At 66.5% G+C, this 15,459-nt stretch carries 10 protein-coding genes and 2 tRNA genes; 4 read left to right on the top strand and 8 right to left on the bottom strand.

Annotation, left to right across the window (positions count from 1 at the left end):
- The first annotated feature begins 118 nt into the window (after nucleotides 1-118).
- The 3 genes from U5771_RS08955 (at nucleotide 119) to pgi (ending at nucleotide 4,750) form a co-directional block, all read left to right on the top strand.
- Nucleotides 119-1,420 carry an FAD-dependent oxidoreductase gene (locus U5771_RS08955; RefSeq protein WP_322023619.1) on the top strand — a complete coding sequence of 434 codons (1,302 nt, stop codon included), beginning with the start codon at nucleotides 119-121 and terminating at the stop codon, nucleotides 1,418-1,420.
- Between the two features lie 51 nt (nucleotides 1,421-1,471).
- Nucleotides 1,472-3,016, top strand: a complete 1,545-nt coding sequence (locus U5771_RS08950) for an NAD(P)H-hydrate dehydratase (protein WP_322023618.1) — start codon at nucleotides 1,472-1,474, stop codon at nucleotides 3,014-3,016.
- Between the two features lie 111 nt (nucleotides 3,017-3,127).
- Nucleotides 3,128-4,750, top strand: a complete 1,623-nt coding sequence (gene pgi, locus U5771_RS08945; RefSeq protein WP_322023617.1) for a glucose-6-phosphate isomerase — start codon at nucleotides 3,128-3,130, stop codon at nucleotides 4,748-4,750.
- A gap of 75 nt (nucleotides 4,751-4,825) precedes the next feature.
- On the opposite strand, the gene U5771_RS08940 is transcribed toward pgi, so the two are convergent.
- Nucleotides 4,826-5,527 carry an ABC transporter ATP-binding protein gene (locus U5771_RS08940; protein WP_322023616.1) on the bottom strand — a complete coding sequence of 234 codons (702 nt, stop codon included), beginning with the start codon at nucleotides 5,525-5,527 and terminating at the stop codon, nucleotides 4,826-4,828.
- Between U5771_RS08940 and U5771_RS08935 the strand changes: the two genes are divergently transcribed.
- On the top strand, nucleotides 5,526-6,197 hold the full coding sequence (locus U5771_RS08935; RefSeq protein ID WP_322023615.1) for an arylesterase: 672 nt from the start codon (nucleotides 5,526-5,528) through the stop codon (nucleotides 6,195-6,197). The two genes, U5771_RS08940 and U5771_RS08935, sit on opposite strands and share 2 nt — an antisense overlap.
- Before the next feature lie 123 nt (nucleotides 6,198-6,320).
- Here the strand turns inward: U5771_RS08935 and U5771_RS08930 are convergent, their stop codons facing one another.
- The 7 genes from U5771_RS08930 to tig all read right to left on the bottom strand — a co-directional run bounded on the left by U5771_RS08930 (nucleotide 6,321) and on the right by tig (nucleotide 15,156).
- Nucleotides 6,321-8,255, bottom strand: coding sequence for a SurA N-terminal domain-containing protein (locus U5771_RS08930; RefSeq protein ID WP_322023614.1), 1,935 nt, complete (start codon nucleotides 8,253-8,255; stop codon nucleotides 6,321-6,323).
- Nucleotides 8,256-8,575: 320 nt separating this feature from the next.
- Nucleotides 8,576-8,652: transfer RNA gene (locus U5771_RS08925), tRNA-Asp, on the bottom strand.
- A 23-nt stretch (nucleotides 8,653-8,675) separates the two neighbouring features.
- Nucleotides 8,676-8,751, bottom strand: a tRNA-Val gene (locus tag U5771_RS08920).
- Nucleotides 8,752-8,958: 207 nt separating this feature from the next.
- A complete protein-coding gene (gene lon / locus U5771_RS08915; RefSeq protein WP_060348425.1) occupies nucleotides 8,959-11,382 on the bottom strand; it encodes an endopeptidase La in 2,424 nt (807 codons plus the stop codon).
- A 197-nt stretch (nucleotides 11,383-11,579) separates the two neighbouring features.
- Complete coding sequence (clpX, locus tag U5771_RS08910) at nucleotides 11,580-12,851, bottom strand: ATP-dependent Clp protease ATP-binding subunit ClpX (RefSeq protein ID WP_006754177.1); 1,272 nt, start codon at nucleotides 12,849-12,851, stop codon at nucleotides 11,580-11,582.
- Nucleotides 12,852-13,015: 164 nt separating this feature from the next.
- Nucleotides 13,016-13,669, bottom strand: a complete 654-nt coding sequence (gene clpP, locus U5771_RS08905) for an ATP-dependent Clp endopeptidase proteolytic subunit ClpP (protein ID WP_006496351.1) — start codon at nucleotides 13,667-13,669, stop codon at nucleotides 13,016-13,018.
- A 140-nt stretch (nucleotides 13,670-13,809) separates the two neighbouring features.
- Entirely contained in the window at nucleotides 13,810-15,156 is a 1,347-nt protein-coding gene (gene tig, locus U5771_RS08900; protein ID WP_322023613.1) for a trigger factor, read from the bottom strand.
- Between the last annotated feature and the right edge of the window lie 303 nt (nucleotides 15,157-15,459).

Here is a 15,459-nt window from a genome sequence, read left to right as displayed (position 1 = left end):
GGTCGCGTGACGCCGGTTTGCGCGATTTTGGCGCTATCATTCCCGGTTCACCGGGCCGGGGGCCCGTCAGCGAATTCTCACCGGGCGTCGTGCGCGCCGCCCGTCATCGAAGCAATCCATGGATGTCATCGTCATCGGCGGCGGAATCAGCGGCGTCGCCACCGCCTACCAGCTGCGCGCGGCCGGCCATCGCGTGTGCGTGGTCGAACGCCACGCGACCGTCGCGCAGGGCGCGACCTACGGCGACGGCGGCACGCTGCTGCCGAGCCCGCTCGACGTCTGGTTCGGCCCGACCTTCATGCGCCAGCGCCAGCCGCGCGACACCGGCATCGTCTACAAGCCGGGCTTCAACGGCGGCGTGCGCCGCTTCGTCAAGCAGCTCGCCGCGCTGCGCGAGCCCGACGCATTCGCCGCGCAGTACGCGCGGCTGCGCCCGCTGATCGACGCGTCGCGCGAGTCGCTCGCCGACATCGAGGCGCGCTTCCAGCTCGAATTCGAGCAGAAACCCGGGATCCTGCACGTCGTGCGCGACCCGCGCGACTGGGACGCGCTGCAGCCGGCGCTCGACCTGCTGCGCTCGCTCGACCAGCCGTACCGGGTGCTCACGGCCGACGAATGCGCGGCACTCGAGCCGTCGGTGCCGGCCGAGCCCGGCTTCGCCGGCGGCGTGCTGCTCGAGAGCGAGCGCACCGGAAACTGCCCGCTGTTCGCGAAACTGGTCAAGCAGACGCTCGACGAGCACGGCGTGCAGTTCCGCTTCGGCGCGGACGTCGCCGCGATCCGCGTCGACACCGGCCGCGCCGCGGTCGAGCTCGCGCCGGCAGCCGGCCGGCCCGCGACGAAGGCGCATGAGGTCGACGTGATCTCGGCCGACGCGATCGTGGTCGCCGCCGGCGCCGGCAGCCTGCCGCTGCTGGAGCGGCTCGGCTGGCGGCTGCCGCTGCACCCGGTTCGCGCGCATACGCTGACCGCGCCGGTCGCATACGAAGAACATGCGCCGCACCTGAGTGTCGTCGATTCGATCAAGCGGATCTCGATCACGCGCACCCACCAGCGGCTGCGCGTCGGCGGCGGCGCCGTGCTGCAGAGCCTCGCCGACACCGCGAAGCCGCTCGCCGAGCCGCTGTCCGAGGCCGCGCTCGCGCTGCTCGGCCAGGCCGTCCACGACTGGGTGCCGGGCGCGGCGAAGATTTCCGCCGCGCTGTCGTGGCAAGGCACGCAACTGCTGTCGCCGGACGGCCTGCCGGTCGTTGGTCAGACCCCGCATCCGCGCGTGTTCGTCAATTTCGGTCACGGTCCGGCCGGTTGGGGCCTCGCGTGCGGGTCTGCTAAAGTGGTGACAGACTGTCTGGCCGGCGACACGCAGCAGTGGCCCGCCGACACGCTCGCCGCGCTGAGCGCCGCGCGCTTCACGACCTGACCGCCGCGGGCCCGTCCCGGGGCGGCTCCCTCCCGCCGCCATGACCCCGCGATGACGAATACCCGCCCGCTTCCCGACTCCGCCCCGCTCGCGCTGCTGCGCGTCGCCGACCTGCGCGCGGCCGAGGCCGCCGCGACCGCCGGACTGCCGCCGCACACGCTGATGGGCCGCGCGGGCGCCGCCGCCGCGCGCTGGCTGTCCGAACGGGTCGCCGGCGACGACCGCCCGGTCTGGTTCGCGGTCGGCCCCGGCAACAACGGCGGCGACGCGCTGGTGGCCGCCGCGCAACTGCAGCAGCTCGGCGTCGCGACGCAGGCGTGGATGCCGGTGCCGGTCAAGCCGGACGATGCGCAATGGGCGCTAGGCCTCGCGCGCGCGGCCGGCGTGCCGCTGTCGACCGAGCCGCCCGCATCGCTCGACGCTTACGCGTGGGTGGTCGACGGACTGTTTGGCATCGGCCTCGGTCGCGCACTCGACGGCCCGTTCGCCGCACAGGCCGCGCGCATCGCCGCGCATGCCCGAAGCGGCGGCCGCGTGCTCGCGCTCGACGTGCCGAGCGGGCTCGACAGCGATACCGGCCGAATCGTCGGCGCGGGCGTCGCCGTCGCCGCGACGCATACGCTCACCTTCATCGGCGCGAAGCCGGGCCTTTACACCGGCGACGGCCGCGATCTCGCCGGCGAGATCGACATCGCGTCGCTCGACGTCTCGCCGCCCGCCGCGCCGGCCGTCGTGCTGAACGCACCGGCACGGTTCGCCGCCGCGCTGCCCGCCCGCGCGTTCGTGTCGCACAAGGGCACGTTCGGCAGCCTGGCCGTGCTCGGCGGCGACACCGGCATGTGCGGCGCGCCGATTCTCGCTGCGCGTGCCGCGCTGTTCGCGGGCGCCGGCAAGGTGCATGTCGGCTTGCTCGGCGCCGGCGCGCCGCCGTACGACCCGCCGTTTCCCGAGCTGATGCTGCATCCCGCGGACAGCCTCGACCTCGATGCGATGTCCGCGATCGCGGCAGGCTGCGGCCTCGGCACGCGCGAGGCCGCGGCCACTCTCGTGCGCGACGTGCTCGCGCGCGACGCCGTCACGCTGCTCGACGCCGACGCGCTGAACCTCGTCGCGACGCACGCCGACCTCGCGGCCGCCGTCGCCGCCCGCGGCGCACGCGGCAACGCGTGCGTCCTGACGCCGCATCCGCTCGAGGCAGCGCGGCTGCTCGGCAGCGATACCGCGACGGTGCAGCACGACCGGCTGGCCGCCGCCCAGGCGCTGGCCGCGCGCTACGCGAGCATCGTCGTGCTGAAGGGTTCGGGCACGGTGATTGCGGCGCCCGACGGCCGCCTGACGATCAACCCGACCGGCAATGCGGCGCTCGCCACCGGCGGCACCGGCGACGTGCTCGGCGGCCTGATCGGCGCGTTGCTCGCGCAGCGCGTCGCGCCGTACGAAGCCGCGCTCGCGGGCGTCTACCTGCACGGCCTCGCGGCCGACACCCTGACCGCGAGCGGCACGGGTCCGGCCGGCCTCACCGCGGGCGAACTCGCGCCGATGGTGCGCACGTTGATCAATCGCCTTTTTTACCCGTCGCCGCGCGCCGACATATAACGCCGCTATACTGAGTGCCCCGCCGCACGGCGGGCCCGCTCGTCCGCCGGCCTTCCGATCCCGATGCGCCGGCGCGGCATTCCTCCCGATTCACGCTTCACTCGAACCGCCATGACGCTGAATTCGCTCCCCGCCTGGACTGCCCTTCAATCCCACTTCGAACAGATCCGCCATGCGCGGCTGCGCGACTGGTTCGCGCCGGAAAACGACCGCGCGCCGACCCGTGCCGAACGCTTCACGATCCCCGGCGGCGGCCTTGCGGCCGACTTCTCGAAGAACCGCATCAACGACGACACGCTGCGCCTGCTCGTGCAGCTGGCCCGCGAAGCGGGCGTCGAAGCGCGCCGCGACGCGATGTTCGCCGGCGAGATCGTCAACCCGACCGAAGGCCGCGCCGCGCTGCACACCGCATTGCGCGCGACCGACCCGCACGCGCCGTTCCATGCGCAGATCAGCGCCGAGCGCGCGAAGATGGCAACCTTCGCGCGCGCCGTGCGCAGCGGCGCGTGGACCGGCTACACCGGCAAGCGCATCCGCCACGTGATCAACATCGGCATCGGCGGCTCGGATCTCGGCCCGAAGATGGTCACGCACGCGCTGCACCATGTCGCGACGCCTGACATCTCGACCCACTTCGTGTCGAACGTCGACGGCGCCGATCTCGCGCGCGTGCTCGAACAGGTCGACCCGGAGGAGACGCTCGCGATCATCGTGTCGAAGACCTTCACGACGCTCGAGACGATGACGAACGCCCGCTCGCTGCGCGACTGGTTCGTCGCGCGAGGCTGCCCCGAGGACGCGCTCGCGAAGCACTTCGTCGGCGTGTCGGCGAACCCGGCCGAGGTCGTGAAGTTCGGCATCGCCGCGGACAACGTGTTCGAAATGTGGGACTGGGTCGGCGGCCGCTATTCGCTGTGGTCGGCGGTCGGCCTGTCGATCATGCTCGCGATCGGGCCCGAGCAGTTCGACGAACTGCTCGCCGGCGCGAACGACATGGACCGCCATTTCCGCCAGGCGCCGCTCGAGCGCAACCTGCCGGTGCTGCTCGGCCTGATCGGCATCTGGTACCGCAACTTCTTCGGCTCGCAAAGCTATCTCGTCGCGCCGTATTCGGAAGCGCTGCACTACCTGCCGTCGTACCTGCAGCAGCTCGAGATGGAAAGCAACGGCAAGTCCGCGCGCCTCGACGGCACGTTCGTCGATTACCCGACGTCGGCCGTCACGTGGGGCGAGCCGGGCACCAACGGCCAGCACGCGTTCTTCCAGATGCTGCACCAGGGCCCGACGATCGTGCCGATCGACTTCATCGCGGTGCTGACGCCCGAGCATCCGCTCGCGAGCCATCATCCGAAGCTGCTCGCGAACTGCTTCGCTCAGAGTGAAGCGCTGATGCTCGGCCGCACGCTCGACGAAGCGCGCAAGGTCGCCGGCCCCGGCAAGGAAGCGCTCGCGCCGCACCTGACGTTCCCCGGCAACCGTCCGACGACGACGCTGCTGGTGGATGCGCTGACGCCGCGCACGCTCGGTGCGCTGATCGCGCTCTACGAGCACAAGGTGCTGGTGCAGGCAACGGTGTGGGACATCAATCCGTTCGACCAGTGGGGCGTCGAGCTCGGCAAGATTCTCGGCAAGGTCGTCGAAGCCGACCTGTCGGCCGAGTCGCTCGATCCCGCCAAGCACGATTCGTCGACGACCGCGCTGATCGAGCGCGCGCGGGCGGCACTCACGCGCTGACGCGACAGCGTCGAACGCAGGCAGGCCGCACCGGGCGATCCACCCGGTGCGGCCGACAGGAAATTTGGTATCGCGCTATACCGCGTGCGGGGCGACGATGCGGCCCGCGTCGATGGTGACCGTCGTCGCGCAGCGCCGCGCGAGTTCGGGATCGTGCGTGACGAGCACGAGCGTCGCGCCGTGCGTGCGGTTCAGTTCGAACATCAGGTCGATGACCGCGTGGCCCGTGGCCGCATCGAGGCTGCCGGTCGGTTCGTCGGCGAACAGGATCGCCGGATGCGTGACGAATGCGCGCGCGAGCGCGACGCGCTGCTGCTCGCCACCCGACAGCAGCTTCGGATAATGTGCCGTGCGCTCGCCGAGACCGACCTGCACGAGCAGCGCGCGCGCACGATCGGCCGCCTCGCGCGCACTGATGCCGCCCTGCAACTCGAGCGGCAGCATCACATTCTCGAGCGCCGTCAGGTGCGGCATCAACTGGAACGACTGGAACACGAACCCGACCGCGCCGTTGCGCAGCGCGGCGCGCTCGTCCTCGTCGAGTTGGTCGAGCGCGCGGCCGAGCAGGCGAACCGTGCCGCTCGTCGCGCTGTCCAACCCCGCAAGCAGGCCGAGCAGCGTCGATTTGCCTGACCCCGATGCGCCGACGATCGCGAGGCTGCTGCCGGGCCGCACGGCGAGCGTGATGCCGTCGAGGATCGTCAGCTCGCCCGTTGCATCGGCAACCCGCTTGCACACGTCATGGACTTCGATGATCGGATCGGTAATCTTGAACATGGACACGACATTCCGCTGGAAAAGACGCGCGGCGCTCGCCGCGCTGCTGGGTACCCTGGTCGCAACAACCATGCCCGCACGCGCCGCGACGGCGGCCCCGACATCGGGCCAGCCCGCGCTCGTCGTGCTCGGCGACAGCCTGTCGGCCGAATACGGGCTGCCGCGCGACACCGGCTGGGTTGCGCTGCTGCGGCAACGGCTTGCGAGCGAGCGAATCGATTATAGCGTCGCGAACGCAAGCGTCAGCGGCGACACCACGAGCGGCGGCCGCGCGCGACTGCCCGCGGTGCTGCAACGGCTCAAGCCGTCGATCGTCGTCGTCGAGCTCGGCTCGAACGATGCGCTGCGCGGCGTGCCGCTCGCGACGACCGAACGGAACCTGCGCGACATCATCGCCGATGCGCGGCAGGCGCGCGCGAAGGTCGTGCTGGTCGGCATGTACGTGCCGCCCAACTACGGACCCGACTACACGCAGAAATTCCATGCGGTCTATACGCGGCTGTCGAAGGAACTCGGCGTGCCGCTCGTGCCGTTCCTGCTGGCCGGCATCGAGAACAAGCCGGAGATGTTCCAGGCGGACCAGATGCACCCCGCGCAGCAGGCGCAGGGCATCCTGCTCGACAACGTCTGGCCGGCGCTGAAGCCGCTGCTCGGCAAGCCGCGCGGCTGACCTCGCGACTCGCTACCGCCGCAATGCAAAAAGCCCCGCTCGAAGCGGGGCTCTTTGTTGTTGCGGGCGAAACCGTGAACGGCGCTTCGCCTGGTTGTCGCTTAGTTGTCGCTTAGTCTCGGCTTAGTTGCCGCCGTCCTGCGACTGGCTCTGCGTGGTGCCGTACAGCTTCACCTTCGAGCGGTCGCGCAGCGCGGCGAGATACGCTTCGCCCTCGCTTTGCGCTTCGACCTGCGCCATCTGCTGCTGCGCGGCCGCGAGCTGCTGCGGATCGACGGCCGTACCCGGTGTCACCGCGTTCACGCGATAGATCGCGTAGCCGTCCGCACCGAGATCGACGCCGACGTACGCCGGCAGCGACTTCGCATCGACCTTGTAGACGGCGCTCAGGGCCGCCGGCGTCAGGCCCTGCGACTGCGTGCGCGACACCTTCTGCGCGGCCGCGAAGCCATCGGCCGACTTCGATTTCTGCAGCTCGGCCAGCTTCGCCGCGCCATCCTTCTTCGCGAGTTCCGCGGCCTGCTCGGCGACGACCTTCTGACGCACCGCGTCCTTGATCGTGTCGAGCGCCGGCACGGCAGCCGGCTTGTAGTCGGTCACGCGCGCCGAGATCAGCGTGTTGTTGCCCACGTCGATCGCCTGCGTGTTGTTCTGGCTCTTCACCGAGTCGCTCGCGAACACGGCGGCGAGGAACTTCGGATTGTTCAGCGGGCTCGTCGGCGGCAGTTGCGGATTCGGCGTCGGCGCGACGGTGGCCGTCTGGATCGTCAGCTTGTACTTGTCGGCGGCCGGCTGCAGCGTCTTCGCCTTTTCATACACGGTCGACGTGAAGCCTTCCGCGTTGTCCGAGAACGCCTTCGCTGCATACTGCTGTTTCAGCTCGACCGCGATCTGGTCCTTCACGTCCGCGAACGGCTTGACCACCGACGGCTTCACTTCCGTCGCCTTCAGGATGTGGAAGCCGAGATCCGATTGCACGACACCGCTCACGTCGCCCTGCTTCAGCGCGAACGCCGCATCGTCGAACGCCTTGCCGCCCGCCGTCGAGCCGCGCGTGATGAAGCCGAGATCGCCGCCCTTCGCTGCCGACGGCGCGTCCTGCGAGCTCTTCTGCGCGATCTGCGCGAACTGGTCCGGATGCGCCTTCACGTCGGCCAGCAGTTGCTCCGCCTTCGTCTTCGCGGCCGCCTTGTCGGCCGCGCTTGCGCCGCTCGCCGCAGCGATGAAGATGTGGCTCACGCGCACCTGCGCTTCCGAGCGGAAGTGCGTCGGGTTGTCGTCGTAGAACTTCTTGATGTCCGCGTCGGTCGGCTGCGCGCTCGCGGCAGCCGCTGCCGGCGAATAGACGAGATACTGGATCGTCGCGGTTTCCGGCGTCGCGAAGCGCTGCTTGTGCGCGTCGTAGTACGCGGCGAGTTGCGCTTCGGTCGGCTGGACCTTCGATGCGTAGTCGCTCGTCTTCAGCACCAGCGCCTGCACTTCACGCTGCTGCGCGGCCAGCTCCGACAGGCGTTGCGCCGGGCCCTTCGGCGTGAATGCGCTCGCGACGATGCTCGCCGGAATCTGCTGCAGCGCGAGGCTGTAGCGCACGCGTTCCTGGTACTGCTCGGGCGTCATCCCCTGGAACGACAGCAGCTGCGCGTAGCGTTCGACGTCGATCGTACCGTCGGGCTTCTTCAGCGACGCGATCATCGGGTCGCTCATCAGCGCGTCGCGCACGGCGTTGTCGGATGCGGTCAGGTGCAGGCGTTGCGTCTCGTCGGCCAGCACGCGTTGCTGGATCATGCCGTCGAGCACTTGCTTGCGATGTTCGGGCGTGTCGAACGCCTTGATGTCGAACTGCCCGCCGAGCGCCTGGCGCGCCTGGTCGATCTGCTGACGGAACGCGCCGTCGAATTCGACCCGCGTGATCTTGTGCCCGTTGATCGCCGCGACGTTCGCGCTGTCGTCGAAGAAACCGCGGAAACCTTGGATCCCGACGAAACCCAGCCCCGGCAACACGATCAGGAGCAGGAGCGCCATCATCAGGCGCTGGTGATTACGGAAGAAATCGAGCATGCGTGACGGGAAAATTGGACAAAACGTCCGATATTACAACATACGGGGTGCCACGGGAGAAAAGCAGGTGCGCAACGAGCGAGCGCAACCGACGATGCAAATGAAAAAGCCCGCACAAGGCGGGCTTCTTCATTTTCTGGCGGAGCGGACGGGACTCGCCTACATCCCGCAGGCCGCGGCTGCGCGTGCACGCGCAGCCCTTCGAGTCCCGCCGGAAGCCGCGCAGGCGGCTTCCTCCGCTCCGCAGTCACGCGCCCGCACGCGGGCACGAACGGAATCGCAAATGAAAAAGCCCGCACAAGGCGGGCTTCTTCATTTTCTGGCGGAGCGGACGGGACTCGAACCCGCGACCCCCGGCGTGACAGGCCGGTATTCTAACCGACTGAACTACCGCTCCTTGGTCTGGCTGAATCGGGAAACTGGTGGGTGCTGAGGGGTTCGAACCCCCGACCTACGCCTTGTAAGGGCGCCGCTCTACCAGCTGAGCTAAGCACCCGTTTCCGATTCGTTCTGGCTGCGATCTGCGTTTCGGCATCAACAACCAGCGAGCCTGCGAGTTTAATTCATCCCCGATCATTTTGCCAAGCCCGCGCGCAAAAAATTTTCACGTGCCGCTCAACACACGATGCGGATGCGCATAAAAAAACCCGCGGACACGCCGCGGGTTTTTCGTGAACGACCGTCAGCGACGGCGTTCAGGTTCTCAGTGCTTGACGACTTCCGTCGAACCGGCATCCTTCGCCGCCTCGCCGACCGGTGCCGCAGCCTTCGCCTCTTCTTCCGGCGGCAGCGGGGTCGGCGTACGTTCGAGCGCGAGCTCGAGCACCTTGTCGATCCAGCGGACCGGCACGATCTCGATCGCGTTCTTCACGTTGTCCGGAATGTCCGCGAGATCCTTCACGTTCTCTTCCGGGATCAGCACGAGCTTGATGCCGCCGCGATGCGCGGCCAGCAGCTTTTCCTTCAGCCCGCCGATCGGCAGCACTTCGCCACGCAGCGTGATCTCGCCCGTCATCGCGACATCGGCACGCACGGGGATCCCCGTCAGCACCGACACCAGCGCGGTCGTCATCGCACCGCCGGCGGACGGACCGTCCTTCGGCGTCGCGCCTTCCGGCACGTGGATGTGGATGTCCTGCTTCTCGAACGCTTCGTCCTTGATGCCCAGACGGCGCGAACGCGAGCGCACGACCGAACGTGCAGCCTCGACCGACTCCTTCATCACGTCACCAAGCGAACCCGTGCGGATCACGTTGCCCTTGCCCGGCATCACGGCGGCTTCGATCGTCAGCAGGTCGCCGCCGACTTCCGTCCACGCGAGGCCCGTCACCTGACCGACCTGGTTTTCCTTCGCCGCGAGGCCGAAGTCGTACTTGCGCACGCCGAGGAACGTATCGAGGTTCTCGCCATCGACCTTGATCGCGCCCGATGCCTTCTTCAGCAGCAGCATCTTCACGACCTTGCGGCAGATCTTCGACACTTCCCGCTCGAGCGAACGCACACCGGCTTCGCGCGTGTAGTAGCGGATGATGTCGCGGATCGCCTGCTCGGCGACCTCGATCTCGCCATCCTTCAGACCGTTGTTCTTCTTCTGCTTCGGCAGCAGGTAACGCTGCGCGATGCTGACCTTCTCGTCTTCCGTGTAGCCCGACAGACGAATCACTTCCATCCGGTCGAGCAGCGGCGGCGGGATGTTCAGCGAGTTCGACGTCGCGACGAACATCACGTCCGACAGATCGAAGTCGACCTCGATGTAGTGGTCGGCGAACGTGTGGTTCTGTTCCGGATCGAGCACTTCGAGCAGCGCCGACGACGGATCGCCGCGGAAATCCATGCCCATCTTGTCGACTTCGTCGAGCAGGAAGAGCGGATTGCGCACGCCGACCTTCGCGAGGCTTTGCAGGATCTTGCCCGGCATCGAGCCGATGTACGTGCGGCGGTGACCGCGGATCTCGGCTTCGTCACGCACGCCGCCGAGCGCCATCCGGACGAACTTGCGGTTCGTCGCACGCGCGATCGACTGGCCGAGCGAGGTCTTGCCGACGCCCGGGGGCCCGACGAGGCACAGGATCGGTGCCTTGACCTTGTCCACGCGCTGTTGCACCGCGAGATACTCGAGGATGCGTTCCTTCACCTTCTCGAGGCCGAAGTGATCCTCGTCGAGCACCTGCTCGGCGTTCGACAGATCGTTGTTGACCTTGCTCTTCTTGCGCCACGGCAGGCCGATCAGCGTGTCGATGTAGTTGCGCACGACGGTCGCTTCCGCCGACATCGGCGACATCAGCTTCAGCTTCTTGAGCTCGGCATCGGCCTTCTTCTTCGCTTCCTTCGGCATGCGCGCGGCGTTGATGCGCTTCTCGAGTTCCTCGAGATCCGCGCCCTCTTCGCCTTCGCCCAGCTCCTTCTGGATCGCCTTGACCTGTTCGTTCAGGTAGTACTCGCGCTGGCTCTTTTCCATCTGGCGCTTCACGCGCCCGCGGATGCGCTTTTCGACCTGCAGGATGTCGATCTCGGCTTCGAGCTGCGCGAGCAGGTGCTCGAGGCGCTCGATGACCGGGAACATCTCGAGGATGTGCTGCTTCTGGTCGAGCTTCAGCGGCAGACGCTCGGCGATCATGTCCGCGAGGCGACCGGCTTCGTCGATACCCGACAGCGACGTGAGAATCTCCGGCGGGATCTTCTTGTTCAGCTTCACGTACTGGTCGAACTGCGACACGATCGCGCGGCGCAGCGCTTCCGTTTCCGCGCTGTCGGCATGATCGGGCTCGAGCGGCATCACTTCGCAGGAGAACTGCGTCTCCTGCTCTTCGATCGACAACGCCTTCGCACGCTGCAGGCCCTCGACGAGCACCTTCACGGTGCCGTCCGGCAGCTTCAGCATCTGCAGGATGTTGGCGATACAACCGACCTCGTACATGTCCTTTTCGGTCGGTTCGTCCTTGGCCGCGGTTTTCTGGGCGACGAGCATGATGTGCTTGCCGCCTTCCATCGCTGCTTCGAGGGCCTTGATCGATTTCGGCCGGCCCACGAAGAGCGGAATCACCATGTGCGGGAAAACGACGACGTCCCGCAGCGGCAGCAGCGGGAGCGTGATGCGTTCCGGCGGGAGAAGTTGGGTGCCTGACATTTCATTTCCCCATGAGTGGAATCAATTGTTCGGTAATTGAGGCCGCCACAACGAATTGCAAGCCTTCAAGTGCGGGAAATATTCGGTAAGAAAGTAACCACCGCGTGTCGAGTCAGAGTTACCCACAAGATAAACGAAAAAAAGCCGCCCACGGACTCATGAACGGCCTTTTTCGCAGAACATCGTCGGCAAGCCGGTCAGTTCGAACCCGCCACCTTCGGCGTGTCCTCATAGATCAGCAGGGGTTTGCCGTCGCCATCGATGACGTTCTCGTCGATGATGACCTTGCTGACCCCTTTCATCGCCGGCAGCTCGTACATCACGTCGAGCAATGCCTGTTCGATGATCGAACGCAAACCGCGCGCGCCGGTCTTGCGGCGGATCGCCTTGCGGGCGACTGCCTGCAGCGCGCCCGGCCGGATTTCCAGCTCGACGCGCTCCATCGCGAACAGCTTGTGATACTGCTTGACGAGCGCGTTCTTCGGCTCGACGAGGATCTTCATCAGCGCGGCTTCATCGAGCTTGCCGAGCGTCGCGACCACCGGCAGGCGGCCGATCAATTCGGGGATCAGACCGAATTTGATCAGGTCTTCCGGTTCCGTTTCGCGCAGCACTTCGCCCGCGTCGCGTTCCTGCTTGCTCTTGACCGTCGCGCCGAAACCGATGCCCGTCTTTTCGGTGCGGTCGGTGATCACCTTCTCGAGGCCGTCGAACGCGCCGCCGCAGATGAACAGGATGTTGGTCGTGTCGACCTGGATGAAATCCTGGTTCGGGTGCTTGCGGCCGCCCTGCGGCGGCACCGATGCCATCGTGCCTTCAACGAGCTTCAGCAGCGCCTGCTGGACGCCCTCGCCCGACACGTCGCGCGTGATCGACGGGTTGTCCGACTTGCGGCTGATCTTGTCGATTTCGTCGATGTAGACGATCCCGCGCTGGGCCTTGTCGACCTCGTAGTTGCAGTTCTGCAACAGCTTCTGGATGATGTTCTCGACGTCCTCGCCGACGTAGCCGGCTTCGGTCAGCGTCGTCGCATCGGCGATCACGAACGGCACGTTCAGCAACCGCGCGAGCGTCTGCGCGAGCAGCGTCTTGCCGGAGCCCGTCGGGCCGATCAGCAGGATGTTGCTCTTCGACAGCTCGACGTCGTCCTTCTTGTCGAGATGCTTCAGGCGCTTGTAGTGGTTGTACACGGCCACCGCGAGGATCTTCTTCGCACGCTCCTGGCCGATCACGTACTGATCGAGGATGTCGCGAATTTCCTGCGGGCTCGGCAGATCCGACCGGGACAGGCTGGCCTCGACGCCGGCGGCAGCCGCCTCGTCGCGAATGATTTCGTTGCAGAGGTCGATGCACTCATCGCAGATGAACACCGACGGGCCCGCGATGAGTTTCTTCACCTCATGCTGGCTCTTCCCGCAAAACGAGCAATACAACAGCTTCTCGCTGTTCGAACCTTTTTTGTCCGCCATGAATGTAGAGCCTCCGGACAGGTAGATGACATGATACGCCGAATGCTCCGAACGCCGCGCCTAGGGCGCGACCGGAGCCGGCTGGATGCGCTTGCCGCAGATGCTCAAGGCACTCGGGACGTTGCAGGGGCGCCGCGTGAATCGGGGCGGCACCCCACTTAAGCTCACGGGCGCTTCAGCAGCACCTGATCGATCAGCCCGTACGCCTTCGCGTCCTCGCTCGACATGAAGTTATCACGGTCGGTGTCGCGCGCGATGCGCTCGACGTCCTGGCCCGTATGCTGCGCGAGCAGGTTGTTCAGCCGTTCCTTCAGGTAGAGGATTTCGCGTGCCTGGATCTCGATGTCGGACGCCTGGCCGCGTGCGCCGCCGAGCGGCTGGTGAATCATCACACGCGAGTTCGGCAGCGCGAAACGCTTGCCCTTCGCGCCCGATGCGAGCAGGAACGCGCCCATGCTGGCCGCGAGGCCCATGCAGAGGGTCGACACGTCCGGCTTGATGAACTGCATCGTGTCGTAGATCGCCATGCCGGCCGACACCGAGCCGCCCGGGCTGTTGATGTAGAGGCTGATGTCCTTGTCGGGATTCTCGCTCTCGAGGAACAGCAATTGCGCGACCACGAGGTTGGCGGTCTGGTCGTTCACTTCGCCGACCATGAACACCAGGCGTTCCTTCAGGAGACGCGAATAGATATCGTACGAACGCTCGCCGCGGCCGCTCGTTTCGACGACGATCGGAACCAGCCCCAGCGCTTGCGCCTCGAAACCCTGCGGCGCGTTCGAAGCAAGCATGTCCAGCAATTCAGCGCGAGTGATCATTCAATGAACCTTGTTCGAATGGAAAATTGAACGGAGGGAAGCCGCCCGCTCAATCGCCATATTAATGGCAACCGTGCGCTTGACGTAAAAACGGCGTGCGGGCCGTCGCTCCGACAGCCGGCACGCCGCTAGAGCGACACTTACGCTTGCGCCGATGCGCTCGCGAGTGCCTCGAAGCTCACTTCCTTGTCCGTCACCTTGGCCTTGCCCAGCACGAAGTCGACGACGTTGCTTTCAACGACGAACGCTTCCATCTCGGCGAGGCGCTGCTGGTTGGAATAATACCAGCGGACCACTTCCTTCGGGTCTTCGTAGCTCTTCGCGAACTCGTCGACTTCCGCGCGGATCTGTTCCGGCTTCGCTTCCAGGCTGTTCGACTTCACGAGCTCGGCCAGCACGAGGCCCAGCTTCACGCGACGCTCCGCCTGCTCGGCGAACATCTCGGCCGGGATCGGTGCGTCCTTCGCGTTCGGCACGCCGCGCTGCGCCAGATCCTGGCGAGCCATTTCGACGAGGCGTTGCTGGTCCTGCTCGATCAGCGCCTTCGGCACGTCGAGTTCGGAAATCTTCAGCAGCGCGTCCATCACCTGGTTCTTGACGATGGCTTGCGTGCGACGCTTCGCTTCGCGCTCGAGGTTTTCCTTGATCTCGCCGCGCATCTTCGTCAGATCGCCGTCTTCGATGCCGAGCGACTTCGCGAATTCGCCGTCGATTTCCGGCAGGTGCGGCCACTCGATCTTCTTCATCGTGACCGTGAATTGCGCCGTCTTGCCCGCCACGTCCTTGCCGTGGTAGTCGTCCGGGAACTTCAGGTCGAACGTACGCTGTTCGCCGGCCTTCAGGCCCAGCGCAGCCGTTTCGAATTCCGGCAGCATGCGGCCTTCGCCGAGCACGAACGGGAAATCTTCGGCCGTGCCGCCCTGGAATGCGACGTCGTCGATCTTGCCGACGAAGTCAACCGTCACGCGGTCGCCGTTCTTCGCTTCGGTATCCGCACCGCCGTCGCCGTGCTCGCCGGCTTCGCCGCGAGCGTGGAAGTGCACGCGCTGCTTGCGCAGGATGTCCAGCGTGCGGTCGATTTCGGCGTCGCCGATCGACGTCGTCGAGCGCTCGACTTCAGCCGTCGCCAGATCGCCGATCTTCACTTCCGGGTAGACCTCGAACGTCGCGTCGAACGCGTACGCATCTTCAGCCTGCTCCTGCTTCGGCTCGAAGCTCGGCTGGCCGGCCACGCGCAGGTTTTCCGCGCGGCTGATCGTGAAGAATTCCTGGCCGATCTTGTCGCTCAGCACTTCCGCCTCGACCTGGCCCGCGTACTGCTGGGCGACCATCTTCAGCGGCACCTTGCCCGGGCGGAAACCCGGCATGCGAACGTTCTTCGCGAGTTTCTGGATACGGGCGTCGATTTCCTTCTGCACGGTGTCCTTCGGCAGGGAAATCGTCACGCGGCGTTCAAGCTTGCCGAGGTTCTCAACAACGTTAGCCATGGCTTCAATCGTCCTAAAATTATTCGAGCGAATCGGGTTTTCCTTGCCGTGCCTGCCTGCGGCGTGAGGTGGATCACCTGCACACGCCGCGCCGGAGCGCCACGCCATCCCTGCACGCGCCGGATGGCTAGCGCAAGCGGCTCGGAGCACGGCTTTGGCCGGAAGAATCGACTATTCTAGCAAACAATTTTCCTCATACCGCCAGATCGGCACGACAACCCTGCGCACCCGCAGTGCCGCCCGGCCCCGCGCACGGCCATGCGCGCGGATCGCCGCTATGCCGAACGCCGTATCCACCGCGGG

The sequence above is a fragment of the Burkholderia sp. BCC1977 genome (genome assembly GCF_905339595.1).
GTDB lineage: Bacteria > Pseudomonadota > Gammaproteobacteria > Burkholderiales > Burkholderiaceae > Burkholderia.
Note: the sequence above shows the minus strand (reverse complement) of the source record. Positions and strands in the feature narration are given on the sequence as shown.